Here is a 15,802-nt window from a genome sequence, read left to right on the forward strand (position 1 = left end):
TGTGCGGAGAGCCACCTTGCACATCCGTCCGAACTGCGCGCCGCGTACGCCACCAGCCGAGAGCCAGGCGACGCACGATGCGGAATGCTTTTCAACCGGGAGGCAACGCGCGGCAGGGCTCAAATCATCCTGGCCGTCGCCATGCAAAGTACGGTGAGTACCAGAAGCCAGGCGGCGATGCGCTCGCCGCGGGCCATTTTGGTGCGCAGCGCCGCTTCCGTTGCGGCGTCCGCGCCGGCAAGCTGCCGGCTGGTCTTGCGGACGACGACGCTGAGAACGCCGGCAGCGGCGAAGGCGGCCAGGATGCCCAGCGCCAGCACCATTTCCATCGAGCCGAAATAGGCGCCGTGGAAGAAATACCAGAGCAGGGCGCCGGTCACGAACACCATGCCGGCCGAGCCCATTTGCGGTCCGATAAAGCGCTCCGCCCTGATCTCGGGGTCGCGGGCAAGCGTGATGGTGGTGCCGGCCCAGAACACGCCGGACATGACGTGAAGGCCGATAATGACGATGTAGACATATTGCATGACCGCTTCCTCCTTGCCGCCGCCCGTCCTCGGATCCCTGTCGAACGCGGATAATACGAACTCGGCAGATCGACACGCATGATAGTTAGATATCAAATGGTTCGATGTCAATGTATAATGCCGCGTTCCATCGCTCGGCGCCTTGTTCTACTGTCGGCGCATGACTCCCTTTGACCGTCCGCCAATCGGCATGAATCTCGCGCGCACCTCCAAGCTGGTGGCGCAGGCATTTGACGCCGCTTTGGTCGAGGCCGGGGGCACGCTGCCGGTGTGGCTGACCTTGCTTTCGGTCAAGTCGAGCGAGCTTGCCAACCAACGCGAACTTGCCGGCATGATCGGCATCCAGGGCGCCACGCTCACCCACCATCTCAACGCCATGGAGGCGCAAGGCTTGCTGACGCGCCGCCGCGATCCGGACAACCGCCGGGTTCATCTGGTCGAACTGACGCAGGCGGGCGAAACGATGTTCCTGAAGCTGCGGGCGGCGGCTCTCATCTTCGACAAGCGGCTGCGCGCGGGATTGCCGGACGACAGGCTGGCGGAGTTCGCCGAGGTGCTGGCGGCATTGCGGGCGAATGTCGCGCCGGCCAAATGACCGGCACCGGTGGGCAATAGTCTAGGCTAAATTGCCCTGAAGCACCTTCAGCTTGGCTTTCTTCGGGCTGCGCGCCAGCAGCCATTCGCGCGCTTTGTCCTGCGGCATCGGGAAGGCGATGGAATAGCCCTGCACCTGATCGCAGCCGATTGCCATCAGCGAATCGAGCTCGGCTTCGGTTTCCGCGCCCTCGGCGACGATCGAAATGCCGAGACCGCGCGCCAGCTCGGTGATGGCGCGCACGATCTTGGTGTTGTCGCCATTCTCGTTGATGTTCTGGACGAAGCGGCGGTCGATCTTCAGCCGGTCGATCTCGTTGGGATTGACGTGGCTGAGCGAGGCATAGCCGGTGCCGAAATCGTCGAGCTCAAGATGGACGCCGGCAGCGCGGATGTGGCGCAGCTTCGCCGCGATGCCCGTCTTCTCGTCGTCGAGAATGACGGATTCGACGATTTCCAGCGACAGTTTCTGCGGAGCAAGGCCGGCCTTTTCCAGCGTCGCGAACAGGAAGCGGTCGAAGTCGGGTTCGCGCAGCTCGGTGCCGGATACGTTGACGGCAAGCCGGCCGAAAGCGATGCCGGCGCGATCCCATTCGGCTGCTTGCTCGATCGCCTTGGTAAAGACGATGCGGCCGATCTCGGGCATGAAGCCGCATTTTTCGGCGACCGGAATGAACTCGCCCGGCGCAATCATGCCGCGCTCGGCATGCTTCCAGCGCACCAGCGCCTCGATGCCGCTGATGGCGCCGTTGCTCAGCGACACCTGCGGCTGGAAATAGACTTGGAAGGCGTTCTCCGAAATCGCGACCTTGATGTCGTGCTCGAGCTGCTTGCGGTAGTCTAGCTCGCGCCTGAGTTCCTCGGAGAAGAACGAGAAGCTGCCGCCGCCGAGCTTTTTGGCGGAATAGAGCGCGAGGTCGGCGTGGACGAGCAGATCCTCGGCATTGTCGGCGTCGATGGGATAGACGGCAATGCCGGCGCTGGCCCCTGGAAGGATGGTCGTGCCCTGGAAGGTAATCGGCTCGTTGATCTCCTCCAGGATGCGCCGGGCCAGCATGTTGATGTCCTCGGGGCCGCCGGCGCCATTGAGGATCATCACGAATTCGTCGCCGCCAAGGCGCGCGCAGAGATCCGACGCACGGCAGGAATCGCGCATGCGCTGCGCGGTGACGACCAGCACATAGTCGCCGGCGGCGTGGCCGAGTGTGTCGTTGATCTGCTTGAACCGGTCGAGGTCGAGCTGGATGACCGCCAGCCTCTCGCGCCGGCGATGCGCGCCCTTGATCAGCGTTTCGAAGTGGTCGGTCAGGAAGGTGCGGTTGTGCAGGCCGGTCAGCCCGTCATGTACGGCGATGAAGGCCATCGAGTTGCGGGCATCGACAAGCTCGTGCGTCTTGCGCAGGATCGCCTTCGACATCGGCCGGAAGATGAAAAGCGCCACCAGGACGATGACGCCGATGGTGGCGTAGAACAAGGTGCGATGGAGATCGAGGAGCTTTTCCGACCGCTCGTCTGCGAATGCGGCGATGCGTTGGCCGAGCGCGGCATAACCCGACAGCGTCGCATTGGCGACGGAAGCATCGAGATTGACGCGCTCGCCGCCGCCCTTGTAGGCGGCATTGCCGGAGAGCTGGGATTCGAAGGACGAGATCAGCCTTTCGCCATTGGCGACCAGCCCGACCGAGAAATAGTCGAGGTGGAACGGCTTGCCGTAGAGCACGCTCTCGATCGACCTTGGGTCGGACAATGCCGGCGACAGCGGGTCGGCTCCCGTCTGTTTGAGCAGCAGGTCGTAGTTCGTCTCGAACTCGGCGGTCGCCTGTTTCAGCGCGGCAACCAGGGCCGGCTGCTTGTCACGCGCGGCGGAGCCGGTTGCGCTGGTCAAAAAGACAATGCGCTGCGACAGCGCCTTCTGGGTGCTGACGATGTCGAGCAGAGTATGGTTGTGCTGTTGCGCCGCCATCATCTGCTGCAGCAGGATGAAGGAGGCCATCACCATGGCGGCGATGATCAGCAGCGCCAGCCAGTAGCCGCTCTTGATCAGCAGGATGAGTTTGCCCGAGACGGTTTGCGCCGGCTGCTGCGACATATTCTAGGTGACCCCTCGGTCGACGGATTTCTGCCACCGATTCGTGGCAAGAACACCATTGCCTTGAAAGGGTTAACAGGTTTGGAAGCCGGCGGAACTGCTGCTTCCGCAGTAAACGAAAGCTGCCGAGATGGTTATCATGTTCTTTCGCGGCATGGCCGTATTCGCGTGCCTGCTACTCTAGCATGCTGGCCATGCGATCGGATCGCGCCAGGGTTGAGGCAGCCGCGCCACCGAAACGGTCGCTTTTGCGGTGGATTTTTAGTGCGCGTAGCGCGACAGTCGCGCCAATCTCAACAGGACCTGATCATGAGCGCGGCATTCCTCTCCCATATCGACAACGAACTGCAAGGGCTGAAATCCGCCGGGCTCTACAAATCCGAGCGGGTGATCACCTCGACCCAGTCGGCTGAGATCGAAGTCGGCGGCGACAAGGTGCTGAACTTCTGCGCCAACAACTATCTCGGCCTCGCCGACAGCGCCGAGTTGCGCACCGCGGCCAAAGGCGCGCTCGACCGCTACGGTTACGGCATGGCCTCGGTGCGCTTCATCTGCGGCACGCAGGAAGAGCACAAGCAGCTTGAATCAACGATTTCATCCTTCCTCGGCCTGGACGACACCATCCTTTACGGCTCCTGCTTCGACGCCAATGGCGGCCTGTTCGAAACGCTGCTCGGCGAGGAGGATGCGATCATCTCCGATGCGCTGAACCATGCCTCGATCATCGACGGCGTGCGGCTGTCGAAGGCCAAGCGTTTCCGCTATGCCAACAACGACATGGCCGACCTCGAAGTGCGGCTGAAAGAGGCGAAAGACTGCCGCTTCCGCCTGATCGCCACCGACGGCGTGTTCTCCATGGACGGCATCATCGCCAATCTGAAAGGCGTCTGCGACCTCGCGGAAAAGTACGGCGCCATGGTGATGGTCGACGACAGCCATGCCGTCGGCTTCGTCGGCAAGAACGGCCGCGGCTCGGCCGAGCATTGCGGCGTCGAGGGCAGGGTGGATATCATCACCGGCACGCTCGGCAAGGCGCTCGGCGGCGCCTCCGGCGGCTACACCTCCGGCAAAAGCCAGGTCGTCGACTGGCTGCGCCAGCGTTCGCGGCCTTATCTCTTCTCCAACACGCTGATGCCGGCGATTGCCGGCGCTTCCATCAAGGTGTTCGAGCTGATCCGCAATGGCGACGCCCTGCGCGAACGCCTCTATGCCAATGCGGCGCGCTTTCGCTCCGAAATGGGCAAGCTCGGCTTCACGCTGGCCGGCGCCGATCATCCGATCATTCCGGTGATGCTGGGCGATGCCAGCCTGGCGCAGGAAGTGGCGGCGCGCATGCTGAAGCGCGGCATCTATGTCATCGGCTTTTCCTTCCCGGTGGTGCCGAAAGGCCAGGCGCGCATCCGCACGCAGATGTCGGCGGCGCATTCCAGCGCCGACATCGACCGCGCCGTGGCAGCGTTCGCGGCGGTCGGCAAGGAACTGGGCGTGATTGGCTGAGAGTTTTACCCTCCCCTTTGTGGGGAGGGTCGACTTTCGACCGCTTGCGAAGCAAGCGGGCGGGAGGCGGGGTGGGGGTCTGCAGGGTCACGACCTCCGCCAGTTTTTGACCCCCACCCGGCCCTTCGGGCCACCCTCCCCACAAGGGGGAGGGTAAGGAGTTGTAGCATGTCGAACATGATGAAGGCGCTGGTGAAGGCCAAGGCTGAACCGGGCATCTGGATGGAAGAGGTGCCGGTGCCGGAGATCGGCCCCAACGACGTGCTGATCAAGGTCAAGAAGACGGCGATCTGCGGCACCGACGTCCACATCTACAATTGGGACCAGTGGGCGCAGAAGACCGTGCCGGTGCCGATGGTGACCGGCCATGAATTCGTCGGCACGGTGGCCGATTTCGGCGCTGCGGTCACCGAATACAAGGTCGGCCAGCGTGTCTCCGGCGAAGGTCACATCGTCTGCGGCCATTGCCGCAATTGCCGCGCCGGCAGGGGGCATCTCTGCCGTAACACGCTCGGCGTCGGCGTCAACCGCCCCGGCGCCTTCGGCGAATATCTGGCGATCCCGCAGCACAATGTCGTGCCGATCCCCGACGATGTGCCCGACGAGATCGCCGCGATCTTCGATCCCCTGGGCAATGCCGTCCACACCGCTCTGTCCTTCGACCTGGTCGGTGAAGACGTTCTGGTCACCGGCGCCGGGCCGATCGGCATCATGGGCGCGCTCGTTGCCCAATGTGTGGGGGCGCGAAAAGTCGTCATCACCGACATCAACCCGGTGCGGCTGGCGCTGGCCAAAAAGCTCGGCGTCCAGCATGTCGTCGATGCCTCGAAGGAAAAACTGCGCGACGTTATTCCGGCGCTGGGCATGACCGAGGGTTTTGACGTCGGCCTCGAAATGTCGGGCGCCGCGCCCGCCTTTCGCGACATGATCGACACCATGAACAATGGCGGCAAGATCGCCATTCTGGGCATCGCGCCGACCGGCTTCGAAATCGACTGGAACAAGGTCATCTTCAAGATGCTGCACTTGAAGGGCATCTACGGCCGCGAAATGTTCGAGACTTGGTACAAGATGATCGCCCTGGTGCAGGGGCCGCTGGATGTGTCGGGTCTGATTACGCACCGCATTGGGATCGACGATTTCCAGACGGGGTTTGACGCGATGCGGAGCGGCAGTTCGGGCAAGGTGGTGATGGATTGGTGAGGCACGTGTGGGTGCAAGATGGCGGACAATGAGCACGGTCGTATCATTGCCTCGCAGGCAAAGCTCGTACTGAAGCCGGCCGGATTTCGACGCAAAGGGCAGTCCCGAATCTGGATCGCCGATCGCGGCTTCTGGCTAAGTGTAGTCGAGTTCCAGCCCAGTTCCTGGTCCAAGGGCACTTACCTTAACGTAGCAGTCCACTGGCTCTGGGGTTCGCTTCCGGAAACGATTACCTTCGATCGCGTTGAGCGCATTGGACAGTTCGTTCCGTTCGAGAGCCCGCCACAGTTTCTTCTCGCGGTTGATCAAATGGCCAAGAAGGTCGTCGAAATCGATCAGGTTCACCGATCGATGTTCCCTTCCGTCCAGGCGACAGCGAAAATCCTCGTGAGTGAATTGCAGCCGGGCGCCTACGGCGAGTGGGCGGCCTTCCACGCCGGGGTGGCGGCTGGTTTGGCCGGTGATTTTGAAACGGCAAGGCGACTGTTTGAAAGCGCTCAAAGACACGCGGCTTCGCAAGCGCAGGCGCTTCTAGCCTACATTGATGATCCGGCGGCATTTCGAAGCCGTGTCAGAGGCTTCATTGAAGCCGAACGCGCCTATTACGGTCTAGGGGCGTTGCCTGCCGCATTCGCGATCTGATTTCAGCGACGGTCGAACTTATGGGAAGATCTCAACCCAAGGTGAGTTTTGCCTCCAGCGCCGCCACCCCATTCACAATCGCCGCCCGCTCTTCCGTACCAAGCCTCGCCAGCAACTGCCGTTCAAAGGCTTTCGCCAGCGGCACCATCTCGCGATAGGCGGCCAGTCCCGCCTTGGTCAGCGCCAAATGCTCCACACGCCGATCATTCTCGTCCGGCGTGCGCGTCAGCCAGCGCCGCCGCTCAAGCTCCGCCACCGCCCGCGAAACCTTGGTCTTGTGCATGGCCGACTGCTCGCCGAGCGCGGTCGCGGTCATCATGCCGCGCTGTCCGAGCCCAGAGAGTGTGCGCCATTCCGGCCGCGTCAGACCGTGACGGTCGCGGTAGATTTTTGAAAATTCTCGGCTGACAGCGTCGGCCAGCCGGTAAAGCCGGTAGGGCAGGAAATTTTCGAGTTCGAGGGTTTCCATATGCGCACCGTGGATGCGGCATCAGCCGTTGATAGTTACATTTTCGATGGTTACAAACGAAACCAGTTTGGTCAACATCGCCGGCAGGCCGCGCTTCGCGGCGGTCGGGATCAGGGAGGATCGGATGGAATTTTCCTACATGCCGGGCTTCGGCAATGATTTTGAGACCGAAACGCTGCCCGGCTCGCTGCCGCAAGGGCGCAATTCCCCGCAGCGGCCGGCTTACGGACTTTATGCCGAGCAGCTCTCGGGCTCGCCCTTCACCGCCCCGCGCGGCACCAATGAGCGCTCCTGGCTCTACCGCATCCGGCCGAGCGTAAAACACACCGGCCGCTTCAAGGCGGCGAGCTATCCCCTGTGGAAGACCGCTCCCAATGTCGGCGACCACGAGCTGGCGCTCGGCCAGTACCGCTGGAACCCGGTGCCGATGCCGAAGGAGCCGACCGATTTCATTCAAGGGATGCGCACCATCACCACCGCCGGCGACGTGCTGGGCCAAAGCGGCATGGCGGCGCATGTCTATGTCGCCAACCGCTCGATGGTCGACGACCATTTCTTCAACGCCGACGGCGAGTTGCTGATTGTCCCCCAGGTCGGTGCCTTGCGCTTTGTCGCCGAGATGGGCGTCATCGAGCTTCGGCCCGGCGAGATCGCCGTGCTGCCGCGCGGTCTGGTGTTCAAGGTCGAGCTCGCCGACAAGGAAGTGCGCGGCTATGTCTGCGAGAATTACGGCGCCAAGCTGACGCTGCCCGACCGCGGCCCGATTGGCGCCAACTGCCTGGCCAACCCACGCGACTTCAAGACGCCCAGCGCCTGGTTCGAGGAGAAGGAGACGCCGTGCCGGCTGACGGTGAAATGGTGCGGCAATTTCCATGTCACCGAGATCGGCCATTCGCCGCTCGACGTCGTCGCCTGGCACGGCAACTATGCGCCCTACAAATATGATCTGGCGACGTTTTCGCCGGTCGGCGCCATCCTGTTCGACCATCCCGATCCGTCGATCTTCACCGTGCTGACGGCGCCGAGCGGCGAGGAGGGCACCGCCAATATCGACTTCGTCATCTTCCCGCCGCGCTGGCTGGTGGCGGAAGACACGTTCCGGCCGCCCTGGTACCACCGAAACATCATGAGCGAGTTCATGGGCCTGATCCATGGCCAGTACGACGCCAAGGAAGAAGGCTTCGTGCCCGGCGGCATCAGCCTGCACAATCTGATGCTGGCCCACGGCCCCGACGCACCTGGCTTCGAAAAGGCCTCGCGCTCCGAGCTGAAACCGGTCAAGCTCGACAACACGATGGCCTTCATGTTCGAGACCCGATTCCCGCAAATGCTGACCCGCTATGGCGCCGAGCTTGAAACAAGGCAGGACTATTACATTGACTGCTGGACCGACCTGAAGAAGCGCTTCAACGGCACGCCGGAGGGCGACTGGTCTTGAGATCAGCTCGATGAGCGACCGGCTGGTGCTTCTCGGCTCGAAAGGCGGCCCGGCATTGCGGCCGGGCTGGCCGTGGCCGAGTTCGTCGCTGCTGGAGCTTGGCGGGCGGACCATCGTCGTCGATTGCGGGCTGGGTGTCACGCGTGGCCTGGTCGATGCCGGCGTCAGCCTGAAGGCGCTCGACCTGATCTTCGTCACCCATCTGCATTCCGATCATGTGCTGGAACTGGGGGCGCTGCTCCACACCGCCTGGACCGCCGGTCTGGCCAATCCGGTGACGTTGTTCGGACCACCCGGCACCGGCCAATACTGGCGCCGCTTCTGCCAGGCGATGGAGTTCGACATTGAAATTCGCATCGTCGATGAGGGCAGGCCGGACATTCGCGAAATGGCTTCGATCGTGGAATTCGGCGAGGGCGAGATTTTTGCGCAGCGCGGCCTGAAGGTCTCGGCACTGCGCGTCGACCATCCGCCGGTGACCGACTGTTTCGCGCTGCGCTTCGAGCATGGTGCGAACAGCGTCGTGTTCTCGGCCGACACAGCCTTCTTTCCGCCGCTCGCAGGCTTTGCCCGAAATGCCGACATTCTCGTCCATGAGGCCATGCTGGAAGAAGGCATCGAGCGGCTGGTCGCCAGGACCGGCAATGGCGCGCGGCTGAAAGAGCATCTGCTTGCCAGCCACTCATTTGCCGAGCAGGCAGGCCGCATCGCCAGCGATGCCGGGGTGAAGAGGCTGGTGCTCAACCACCTCATTCCGGCCGATGATCCCGAGATCGGCGAGGCCGACTGGGAGGCTGCTGTCAGGAAATCGTGGGTGGGTGACTTGACGATTGCCCGCGACGGCCTTGTTGTGAACTTAGACGGCGCCAAAGCCGCATCAGGAGAGGAAACCGCATGAAGCTTGCCACATTGAGGGACGGGACGCGCGACGGAAAGCTTGTCGTCGTCTCGCGCGACCTGACGCGCTTCACCGACGCCTCGTTCCTGGCGCGCACGCTGCAGGCCGCACTCGACGACTGGCAGCGGATTTCGCCGCACCTGGCGACGATCGCCGAATCGCTGGAGAACAATGCGGTGCCGTCGGCACGCTTCCATGAGCATGACGCCCATTCGCCGCTGCCGCGCGCCTATCAATGGGCCGATGGTTCTGCCTATGTGAACCACGTCGAACTGGTGCGCAAAGCCCGCGGCGCCGAGATGCCGGCAAGCTTCTGGACCGATCCGCTGATCTATCAGGGTGGCTCGGATTCCTTTATCGCGCCGCGCGATCCGATCCGCGCGGCGGACGAAGCCTTCGGCATCGACATGGAGGCGGAGGTCGCCGTCGTCGTCGACGATGTGCCGATGGGCGCCAGCCTCGACCAGGCGCGCGCTGCGATCCGGCTGGTCATGCTGGTCAATGATGTGACGCTGCGCGCGCTCACCGGACCCGAACTCGCCAAGGGGTTTGGCTTCTTCCAGTCGAAGCCGTCCTCGGCTTTTTCGCCGGTGGCGGTGACGCCGGACGAACTCGGCGACGCCTGGGATGGCGGCAAGGTCAACCTGCCTCTGCTCGCCGACGTCAACGGCAAGCCGTTCGGCCGTGCCAATGCCGGCGTCGACATGACCTTCGACTTCCCGGCGCTGATTGCCCATGCCGCAAAGACACGGCCGCTGGTTGCCGGCACCATCATCGGCTCCGGCACCGTCTCCAACAAGCTGGATGGCGGGCCGGGCAAACCGGTGGCGGCCGGCGGCGCCGGCTATTCCTGCATCGCTGAACTGCGCATGATCGAGACCATTGAGTCTGGCGAGCCCAAGACGCCGTTCCTGCGCTTTGGCGATACGGTGCGTATCGAGATGAAGAATAAAAGCGGAAACTCGATCTTCGGCGCCATCGAGCAGAAGGTCGAGAAGTCCCAGGCATAAGAGGGGGCAATGCAATGACGGGCGAGGCGTTCTACCTGCTGGCCGGCGTCTGGGCGTTGGCCATTCTGATGGTCTTCATCCAGGCGATCCGGCTGAGCTACCGCATCGAGGCGCGCTCGCCCGATCTGACCAACCGCAGCGGCTACCCGCGCAAGGCGATGATGTTCCACACCATCACCAACACCAATGTGGCGCGGGACGAGGAGACGCAGGCGACGCGGCGGCGCATGAACCGGCTTTTGCTGATTGTTGTCGCCGGCTTCGCGGTGATGGCGGCTGGCATTGGCCTGATCAGACGAATGAACGCGTGACCCTGCTCGAGCATTTCAGCCGCATGGCCGGCAACAATCTCTGGTCGAACGACCGGCTCTATCGCGCCGTGCTGCAGCTAAAGCCCGGCGAATTCGGAGCCGAACGCACAAGCTTCTTCCCGTCGATCAAGGCGACGCTCAACCACATCCTTGCGGTCGATCATCTCTATCTCGATTTTCTGGAGGAGGGCGGCGTCGGCGCGGCCGCTTATGACGACTACGTGCCGTTCGATGAGCCGCAGGCACTGTTTGCTGCCCAGACCGCGGCCGACAGGCGGCTGATCGCCTTTTGCGACGGCCTGTCGGAGGACGATCTCGACCGCCGCGTCATCACCGACCGGCGAGAGGACGGCATGATCCCGGAAAAGATCGGCGACATCCTCGGTCATGTCTTCCTGCACGACATCCACCATCGCGGCCAGGTGCACGCGATGCTCTCGGGCAGCTCGGTCGCGCCGCCGCAGCTGGACGAGTTTTTGCTCGATTATGATTTGAAGGTGAGGAAAGGAGAGGTCGAGCGGTTGGGATTGAGTCGTCGGATCGTCTGAAACCACCTTGGTTCGCCCACATTTCGCCGATGTTGGTAGCGATCTTGTCGTAGCCTTTTTGCTGGCCCCAAGACTTGAGTTGCGCCGATGCTCTTTCAGCACTTCATGCCGCAACGCCTACTGGCCACATTTGCTATTCTTTGTCTGACGCAAGGCGCTGCTGCGGCTTGCCAGAAGCTGCCCAAGGCGGAGAGCGAGGACATGGAAGCGCCAGAAGTGCTTGTGGTTCGCGCCAAGGTGACATCGCTCAAGGTTAGGGTTGGTCATGAGGAGATTTGCTATGACGTCAGCTACGATGTGCAGGAAATCTATCACGGCTCGATAAAAGGTCCGCTTTCGATATCGAATTGTGCTTCCATCGACGCCGAAGAAGCCTTGGCTTTGTCCCAGCGACCCGAGAAAGAGCGTCAGGCCGAGGCCGATTTCGAAGGCACCGAAGTGGTAGCTGGCTTCACCTCCAGACCACCGCCGAAAGTCTCCAAACTGAAACCTCAGAAGTCGGGAAAGCTGCGTCTGCTGGTTCCTTCATGCTGGGGGCCGATGATATATCCGATCGATAAAATGTCCGAATCGGAACGCGCGGAAATAATCAAGGCGGCCAAAGATCCGCAGCAATACCGCAACTTTGACTGATGTATCAGGACTTCAAAAAATTGAGGTCGAGGGGTGGGCTCTAGTTGTAGGCGATCGGCCCATTCGAAACCGAGCGACCGAGACAATGATCTCGACCCCCCTTTTTGCCGTCGCGCCCTGCTGATGGACGCGAACAATGGAGGTGTCGATCATCTGCACCGTGCCGTCATGGGCTTTTGTGATGGCATCCATGAGGCGGTCCCACACACCTGCTTTCCGCCATCGAACGAAGCGATTGTAGCAGGTGGTGCGAGGGCCGTACTGCTCCGGCAGATCGCGCCATGGCGCACCCGACCGCAGTATCCAGAAGATGCCGTTCAGCACCCTGCGGTCATCAACGCGCGGCACGCCGCGCACCTTGTTGGGCAGATGCGGCTTGATCGCGCGCCATCGAAGTCAGTCAGGTCATATCGGCTCATGCGGAGTCTGAATCAGGTTTCGCCGCGATAGGAAAGCCGGGAGTCGCAAAGCTACCCTATAGAAAACATCCACACTCAGCGCCTCTGACGAAACACGCCCAGAAGTGGTTCGGACGAGCGGGGCAAGGTGCGTTCGCCGGTCTCAAGCTCAATCAGCAGGTGCTGCATGATCTCTTCGAGTTTGAACTGTAGTGAGCCATATTCGGTGATCTCGCCGGGGCGTTCGTAGGCGGTGCGTTGAAAGCCGTCCTCATGATCGTTGAACCAGATTGCGATTTGCCCAACTATCCCGACAACCCAAAAGCCGCCATTGTGCCTGCCATATGGCTCTTGCATCCATCGAGTTGGCTCGACACGGATCATCTCCCATAGCCGCTTTTGAGGGAACGACATGCGTTCCCAAGCATCGTTCATCAAGTCCCAGAGCTTAGCTTCGTCCATAGCGGAGTCCACGTGACACGCCAGATCTTATCCATATCGCATGCTGGAACCCACACTTCCACCCGTTTTGGCCATGCCGCTTTTATGGGTTCACGGCCTAGATCAAAGCCGATCGAGCCGCAAACAAGCTTACGGTTTCAGGCCGCTTTCCCGTCGACCTTGATCACGCCGCGCTTGATCTGGTCCTGTTCGATCGATTCGAACAGCGCGCGGAAATTGCCTTCGCCAAAGCCTTCGTCGCCCTTGCGCTGGATGAATTCGAAGAAGATCGGGCCGATCACCGTCTTGGAGAATATCTGCAGCAGGATCTTGGTCATGCCGCCGTCGACCACGCCTTCGCCGTCGATCAGGATGCCGTGCTTCTTCATCCGCTCGATCGGCTCGTCATGCCCGTTCACCCTGTTGTACGACATGTCGTAATAGGTCCCCGGCGGACCGGGCATGAACTTCAGCCCGTTGTCGGCAAGCTTGTCGGTGGCGGCGTAGATGTCGTCGGTGCCGACGGCGATGTGCTGGATGCCCTCGCCATTGTATTTCTTCAGATACTCGGCGATCTGGCTGGTGTTGTCCTTGGACTCGTTCAGCGGGATACGGATCTTGCCGCAGGGCGAGGTGATGGCGCGGCTGACCAGGCCGGTGATCTTGCCGTCGATGTCGAAGAAATGGATCTGCTTGAAGCCGAACAGTTCGCGATAAAAGTCCCACCATTTGTCCATCTGGCCGCGATAGACATTGTGGGTGAGGTGGTCGAGGAAATAGAAGCCGACGCCTTGGGGCCGCGGGTCGCGTTCGCCCAGCCACTCGAACTCGGCATCATAGGCCGAGCCCTTCTTGCCATAGGCTTCGATGAAATAGAGCAGTGAGCCGCCAATGCCGACAATGGCCGGCACGTCGAGCGCCTTGTCGTTGCCGTCGTAGGGCGTGGCGCCTTTCGATACCGCATGCTCGAACGCATGCTTTGCATCGACCACGCGCCAGGCCATCGAGGCGGCGCAGGGGCCGTGCTTGTCGACGAATTTCATCGCATGCGAGCCGGGCTCGGCATTGACGACATAGTTGATGTCGCCCTGGCGCCAGATGGTGATGTCCTTCGTGCGGTGCTTGGCCACCGCGACATAGCCCATGCGGGTGAACAGCTCGGCGAGCTTCTGCGGCTCCGCATGGGCGAACTCGACGAACTCGAAACCGTCGGTGCCGGCGGGGTTTTCCTTGCTGATCTTGGCGGGCGGGGCGTCGTGCGGAAAGGGACCCATGGCATTCCTCCAAACGGATGGTGGCCGCATCGGACCACGAGATGACGCATGATAGTGCGAAGCAACCGCACGGTGCTTGCATTCAAACGCTTGAAATGATCATCTCGTGCGCAATTCATGCATGATTGGAGATGAATCGATGAATGAAGCGCGCATCGATCAATTTGACCGCAAGATAATGGCTCTCTTGCAGGGCGACGCGCGGCTCACCAACAACGATCTCTCGGAGCGCGTGAACCTGTCGGCATCGCAATGCTCGCGCCGCCGCCAACGGCTGGAGGAGGACGGCTTCATCACGGGCTATCGCGCGGTGCTCGACCGCGACAAGCTTGGATTCTCGCTGGTCAACGTCATCTCGGTGACGCTCGCCACCCACAACCGCGACAATGCGCGGCGCTTCGGCGAATTGCTGGCGCGGCTGCCGGAAGTGCAGGAGGCGCACGCGCTGACCGGTGAGATGGACTACATCTTGAAAGTGGTGACCCCCGATCTGAAATCGCTGTCGGAATTCGTCAACGGCGTGCTGTTGCCGCACGACTCCGTGCAGCATGTAAAGACGGCGATCGTGCTGGAGACGCTGAAGGAGACCGGGGCGCTGCCGATCTAGTTTGAGAGAGTTTCAGTTGATACGTCGGCGGGACAGCACCCCCCTGGCCTGCCGGCCATCTCCCCCGCAAGGAGGGAGATCAGCAGCTTTGTCGACAGCGCTCATCCTGCAACGTCGGCGATTGGCGAAAAGCGAAGGCGACATCCGATCTCCCCCCTTGCGGGGGAGATGTCCGGCAGGACAGAGGGGGGTGTGAGGGATCGCCAGCGCCTCAGGATGCTCACCCCTTGGACTGCTGAATCAGCCCATAAAGATTGGTACACCGCGCGCCGGAGCGGCAATAGGCAAACACCGGGCCTTCGAGCGCGTCGAGCGCTTCGGCCTGGTCCTCGACATTCTCGGCCGTGATCTGGCCGCTGATTACCGGGATGTAGCGGAAGGCCAGCCCCGCGGCTTCGACCGCCGCCTTGACGCTGTCGGCCGAAGGCTGGTCGGGCTGCTCGTCATCCGGCCGGTTGCAGATCACGCTCTTGAAACCGGCTTCCTTGATGGCGGCGGCATCTTCGGGCTGGATCTGGCCCGAGACCGAATAGTCCTCGCTGATTTCGCGATATTCCATGGCTCTCATCCTCCAATCTGGTTTGGCGCAAAGTCTTGCCACTCTCACACGAGGTCGGCAATCCGCGCCGGAAAGAAATCCCTCGGCGCAGATAGACATTTGCGGTCTAAGATCCAACCCAGGCTCAAGAGGTTTCGCGCTGTTGGCCTTGCCCGGAGGCGGCAGCGACTCTAAACAGGCGCACCGACAAACGAAGGAACCATCCCATGAGCATTCGTCGCATCGATGTTGGCCCGCGCATGAGCCAGATCGTCATCCACGGCAACACCGTCTATCTCGCCGGCCAGGTCGGAACGCCCGGCGCCAGCGTTGGCGAACAGACCAGGTCGATCCTCGCATCTATCGACGAACTGCTGGCCAAGGCCGGCACCGACAAGACCAAGATCCTGCAGGCGATCATCTGGCTGGCCGATATGGGCACCTTCGCCGAGATGAACAAGGAATGGGACAAGTGGGTCCCGCAAGGCAACACGCCCGCCCGCGCCACGGGTGAGGCCAAGCTTGCAGGGCCGGAATACACTGTCGAGATTATCGTTACGGCGGCGATTTAAAGTGCAGCCTTCTACCTCCCCCTTGTGGGGAGGTCGGACCGAAGGTCCGGGCGGGGGCTGGCGCCGACCCCCACCCCGCTGCTTCGCAGCGACCCTCCCCACAAGGGGGAGGG

Annotated in this window: 18 protein-coding genes and 1 pseudogene; 12 read left to right on the forward strand and 7 right to left on the reverse strand. The window is 62.0% G+C overall.

What is annotated here, in order from left to right; translation table 11 throughout:
* Positions 1-119: 119 nt before the first annotated feature.
* Positions 120-527 (reverse strand): hypothetical protein, encoded by a 408-nt coding sequence (locus tag NLY44_RS03535; protein ID WP_023805046.1) that lies wholly within the window; start codon positions 525-527, stop codon positions 120-122.
* 190 nt (positions 528-717) lie between these two features.
* Between NLY44_RS03535 and NLY44_RS03540 the strand changes: the two genes are divergently transcribed.
* The gene (locus tag NLY44_RS03540; protein ID WP_023672921.1) at positions 718-1,122 is read left to right on the forward strand and encodes a MarR family winged helix-turn-helix transcriptional regulator; all 405 of its coding nucleotides are present in this window, start codon (positions 718-720) and stop codon (positions 1,120-1,122) included.
* Positions 1,123-1,143: 21 nt separating this feature from the next.
* On the opposite strand, the gene NLY44_RS03545 is transcribed toward NLY44_RS03540, so the two are convergent.
* The gene (locus NLY44_RS03545) at positions 1,144-3,210 is read right to left on the reverse strand and encodes a putative bifunctional diguanylate cyclase/phosphodiesterase (RefSeq protein ID WP_023724848.1); all 2,067 of its coding nucleotides are present in this window, start codon (positions 3,208-3,210) and stop codon (positions 1,144-1,146) included.
* A gap of 309 nt (positions 3,211-3,519) precedes the next feature.
* Here NLY44_RS03545 and NLY44_RS03550 point away from each other — a divergent pair, with 309 nt between their 5' ends.
* The 3 genes from NLY44_RS03550 to NLY44_RS03560 all read left to right on the forward strand — a co-directional run bounded on the left by NLY44_RS03550 (position 3,520) and on the right by NLY44_RS03560 (position 6,552).
* On the forward strand, positions 3,520-4,707 hold the full coding sequence (locus tag NLY44_RS03550) for a glycine C-acetyltransferase (RefSeq protein ID WP_023805047.1): 1,188 nt from the start codon (positions 3,520-3,522) through the stop codon (positions 4,705-4,707).
* A gap of 168 nt (positions 4,708-4,875) precedes the next feature.
* The gene (gene tdh / locus NLY44_RS03555) at positions 4,876-5,910 is read left to right on the forward strand and encodes an L-threonine 3-dehydrogenase (protein ID WP_023805048.1); all 1,035 of its coding nucleotides are present in this window, start codon (positions 4,876-4,878) and stop codon (positions 5,908-5,910) included.
* An 18-nt stretch (positions 5,911-5,928) separates the two neighbouring features.
* Entirely contained in the window at positions 5,929-6,552 is a 624-nt protein-coding gene (locus NLY44_RS03560; RefSeq protein ID WP_023694420.1) for a DUF4304 domain-containing protein, read from the forward strand.
* 31 nt (positions 6,553-6,583) lie between these two features.
* Here the strand turns inward: NLY44_RS03560 and NLY44_RS03565 are convergent, their stop codons facing one another.
* The gene (locus NLY44_RS03565; protein ID WP_023805049.1) at positions 6,584-7,021 is read right to left on the reverse strand and encodes a MarR family winged helix-turn-helix transcriptional regulator; all 438 of its coding nucleotides are present in this window, start codon (positions 7,019-7,021) and stop codon (positions 6,584-6,586) included.
* A gap of 124 nt (positions 7,022-7,145) precedes the next feature.
* Here NLY44_RS03565 and hmgA point away from each other — a divergent pair, with 124 nt between their 5' ends.
* The 6 genes from hmgA to NLY44_RS03595 all read left to right on the forward strand — a co-directional run bounded on the left by hmgA (position 7,146) and on the right by NLY44_RS03595 (position 11,859).
* A complete protein-coding gene (gene hmgA / locus NLY44_RS03570; RefSeq protein WP_023805050.1) occupies positions 7,146-8,459 on the forward strand; it encodes a homogentisate 1,2-dioxygenase in 1,314 nt (437 codons plus the stop codon).
* Between the two features lie 10 nt (positions 8,460-8,469).
* A complete protein-coding gene (locus NLY44_RS03575) occupies positions 8,470-9,357 on the forward strand; it encodes an MBL fold metallo-hydrolase (RefSeq protein WP_023805051.1) in 888 nt (295 codons plus the stop codon).
* Positions 9,354-10,367, forward strand: coding sequence for a fumarylacetoacetate hydrolase family protein (locus NLY44_RS03580; protein WP_023805052.1), 1,014 nt, complete (start codon positions 9,354-9,356; stop codon positions 10,365-10,367). Before NLY44_RS03575 ends, NLY44_RS03580 begins: the two co-directional genes overlap by 4 nt.
* 14 nt (positions 10,368-10,381) lie before the next feature.
* Positions 10,382-10,678: a hypothetical protein gene (locus tag NLY44_RS03585; RefSeq protein ID WP_023689625.1), complete on the forward strand. Its 297-nt coding sequence runs from the start codon at positions 10,382-10,384 to the stop codon at positions 10,676-10,678.
* Positions 10,675-11,226 (forward strand): DinB family protein, encoded by a 552-nt coding sequence (locus NLY44_RS03590; protein ID WP_023805053.1) that lies wholly within the window; start codon positions 10,675-10,677, stop codon positions 11,224-11,226. Before NLY44_RS03585 ends, NLY44_RS03590 begins: the two co-directional genes overlap by 4 nt.
* A gap of 87 nt (positions 11,227-11,313) precedes the next feature.
* Positions 11,314-11,859, forward strand: coding sequence for a hypothetical protein (locus NLY44_RS03595; protein WP_023805054.1), 546 nt, complete (start codon positions 11,314-11,316; stop codon positions 11,857-11,859).
* Between the two features lie 96 nt (positions 11,860-11,955).
* Here the strand turns inward: NLY44_RS03595 and NLY44_RS03600 are convergent.
* The 3 genes and pseudogenes from NLY44_RS03600 to hppD form a co-directional block, all read right to left on the reverse strand.
* Positions 11,956-12,278: pseudogene (locus NLY44_RS03600) on the reverse strand (IS5 family transposase); the annotation flags it as partial.
* Between the two features lie 75 nt (positions 12,279-12,353).
* Complete coding sequence (locus NLY44_RS03605) at positions 12,354-12,719, reverse strand: hypothetical protein (protein WP_023805055.1); 366 nt, start codon at positions 12,717-12,719, stop codon at positions 12,354-12,356.
* A 137-nt stretch (positions 12,720-12,856) separates the two neighbouring features.
* On the reverse strand, positions 12,857-13,972 hold the full coding sequence (gene hppD, locus NLY44_RS03610; RefSeq protein ID WP_023805056.1) for a 4-hydroxyphenylpyruvate dioxygenase: 1,116 nt from the start codon (positions 13,970-13,972) through the stop codon (positions 12,857-12,859).
* Positions 13,973-14,111: 139 nt separating this feature from the next.
* On the opposite strand from hppD, the gene NLY44_RS03615 reads away from it, so the two are divergent.
* Positions 14,112-14,579: an Lrp/AsnC family transcriptional regulator gene (locus NLY44_RS03615; RefSeq protein WP_023672908.1), complete on the forward strand. Its 468-nt coding sequence runs from the start codon at positions 14,112-14,114 to the stop codon at positions 14,577-14,579.
* 220 nt (positions 14,580-14,799) lie between these two features.
* Here the strand turns inward: NLY44_RS03615 and NLY44_RS03620 are convergent, their stop codons facing one another.
* A complete protein-coding gene (locus NLY44_RS03620) occupies positions 14,800-15,138 on the reverse strand; it encodes a protein tyrosine phosphatase family protein (protein ID WP_023672907.1) in 339 nt (112 codons plus the stop codon).
* A gap of 206 nt (positions 15,139-15,344) precedes the next feature.
* On the opposite strand from NLY44_RS03620, the gene NLY44_RS03625 reads away from it, so the two are divergent.
* Positions 15,345-15,689, forward strand: a complete 345-nt coding sequence (locus tag NLY44_RS03625) for a RidA family protein (protein WP_023672906.1) — start codon at positions 15,345-15,347, stop codon at positions 15,687-15,689.
* Positions 15,690-15,802 lie beyond the last annotated feature (113 nt).

Source organism: Mesorhizobium sp. C089B (assembly GCF_030323125.1).
In the GTDB taxonomy this organism is placed as follows: domain Bacteria; phylum Pseudomonadota; class Alphaproteobacteria; order Rhizobiales; family Rhizobiaceae; genus Mesorhizobium.

Excerpts from the sequence above, each read along its gene's own strand:
- NLY44_RS03535 (WP_023805046.1), bottom strand. The coding sequence starts at position 527 with ATGCAATATGTCTACATCGTCATTATCGGCCTTCACGTCATGTCCGGC.
- NLY44_RS03540 (WP_023672921.1), top strand. The coding sequence starts at position 718 with ATGAATCTCGCGCGCACCTCCAAGCTGGTGGCGCAGGCATTTGACGCC.
- NLY44_RS03545 (WP_023724848.1), bottom strand. The coding sequence starts at position 3,210 with ATGTCGCAGCAGCCGGCGCAAACCGTCTCGGGCAAACTCATCCTGCTG.
- NLY44_RS03550 (WP_023805047.1), top strand. The coding sequence starts at position 3,520 with ATGAGCGCGGCATTCCTCTCCCATATCGACAACGAACTGCAAGGGCTG.
- tdh (WP_023805048.1), top strand. The coding sequence starts at position 4,876 with ATGTCGAACATGATGAAGGCGCTGGTGAAGGCCAAGGCTGAACCGGGC.
- NLY44_RS03560 (WP_023694420.1), top strand. The coding sequence starts at position 5,929 with ATGGCGGACAATGAGCACGGTCGTATCATTGCCTCGCAGGCAAAGCTC.
- NLY44_RS03565 (WP_023805049.1), bottom strand. The coding sequence starts at position 7,021 with ATGGAAACCCTCGAACTCGAAAATTTCCTGCCCTACCGGCTTTACCGG.
- hmgA (WP_023805050.1), top strand. The coding sequence starts at position 7,146 with ATGGAATTTTCCTACATGCCGGGCTTCGGCAATGATTTTGAGACCGAA.
- NLY44_RS03575 (WP_023805051.1), top strand. The coding sequence starts at position 8,470 with ATGAGCGACCGGCTGGTGCTTCTCGGCTCGAAAGGCGGCCCGGCATTG.
- NLY44_RS03580 (WP_023805052.1), top strand. The coding sequence starts at position 9,354 with ATGAAGCTTGCCACATTGAGGGACGGGACGCGCGACGGAAAGCTTGTC.
- NLY44_RS03585 (WP_023689625.1), top strand. The coding sequence starts at position 10,382 with ATGACGGGCGAGGCGTTCTACCTGCTGGCCGGCGTCTGGGCGTTGGCC.
- NLY44_RS03595 (WP_023805054.1), top strand. The coding sequence starts at position 11,314 with ATGCTCTTTCAGCACTTCATGCCGCAACGCCTACTGGCCACATTTGCT.
- NLY44_RS03605 (WP_023805055.1), bottom strand. The coding sequence starts at position 12,719 with ATGGACGAAGCTAAGCTCTGGGACTTGATGAACGATGCTTGGGAACGC.
- hppD (WP_023805056.1), bottom strand. The coding sequence starts at position 13,972 with ATGGGTCCCTTTCCGCACGACGCCCCGCCCGCCAAGATCAGCAAGGAA.
- NLY44_RS03615 (WP_023672908.1), top strand. The coding sequence starts at position 14,112 with ATGAATGAAGCGCGCATCGATCAATTTGACCGCAAGATAATGGCTCTC.
- NLY44_RS03620 (WP_023672907.1), bottom strand. The coding sequence starts at position 15,138 with ATGGAATATCGCGAAATCAGCGAGGACTATTCGGTCTCGGGCCAGATC.
- NLY44_RS03625 (WP_023672906.1), top strand. The coding sequence starts at position 15,345 with ATGAGCATTCGTCGCATCGATGTTGGCCCGCGCATGAGCCAGATCGTC.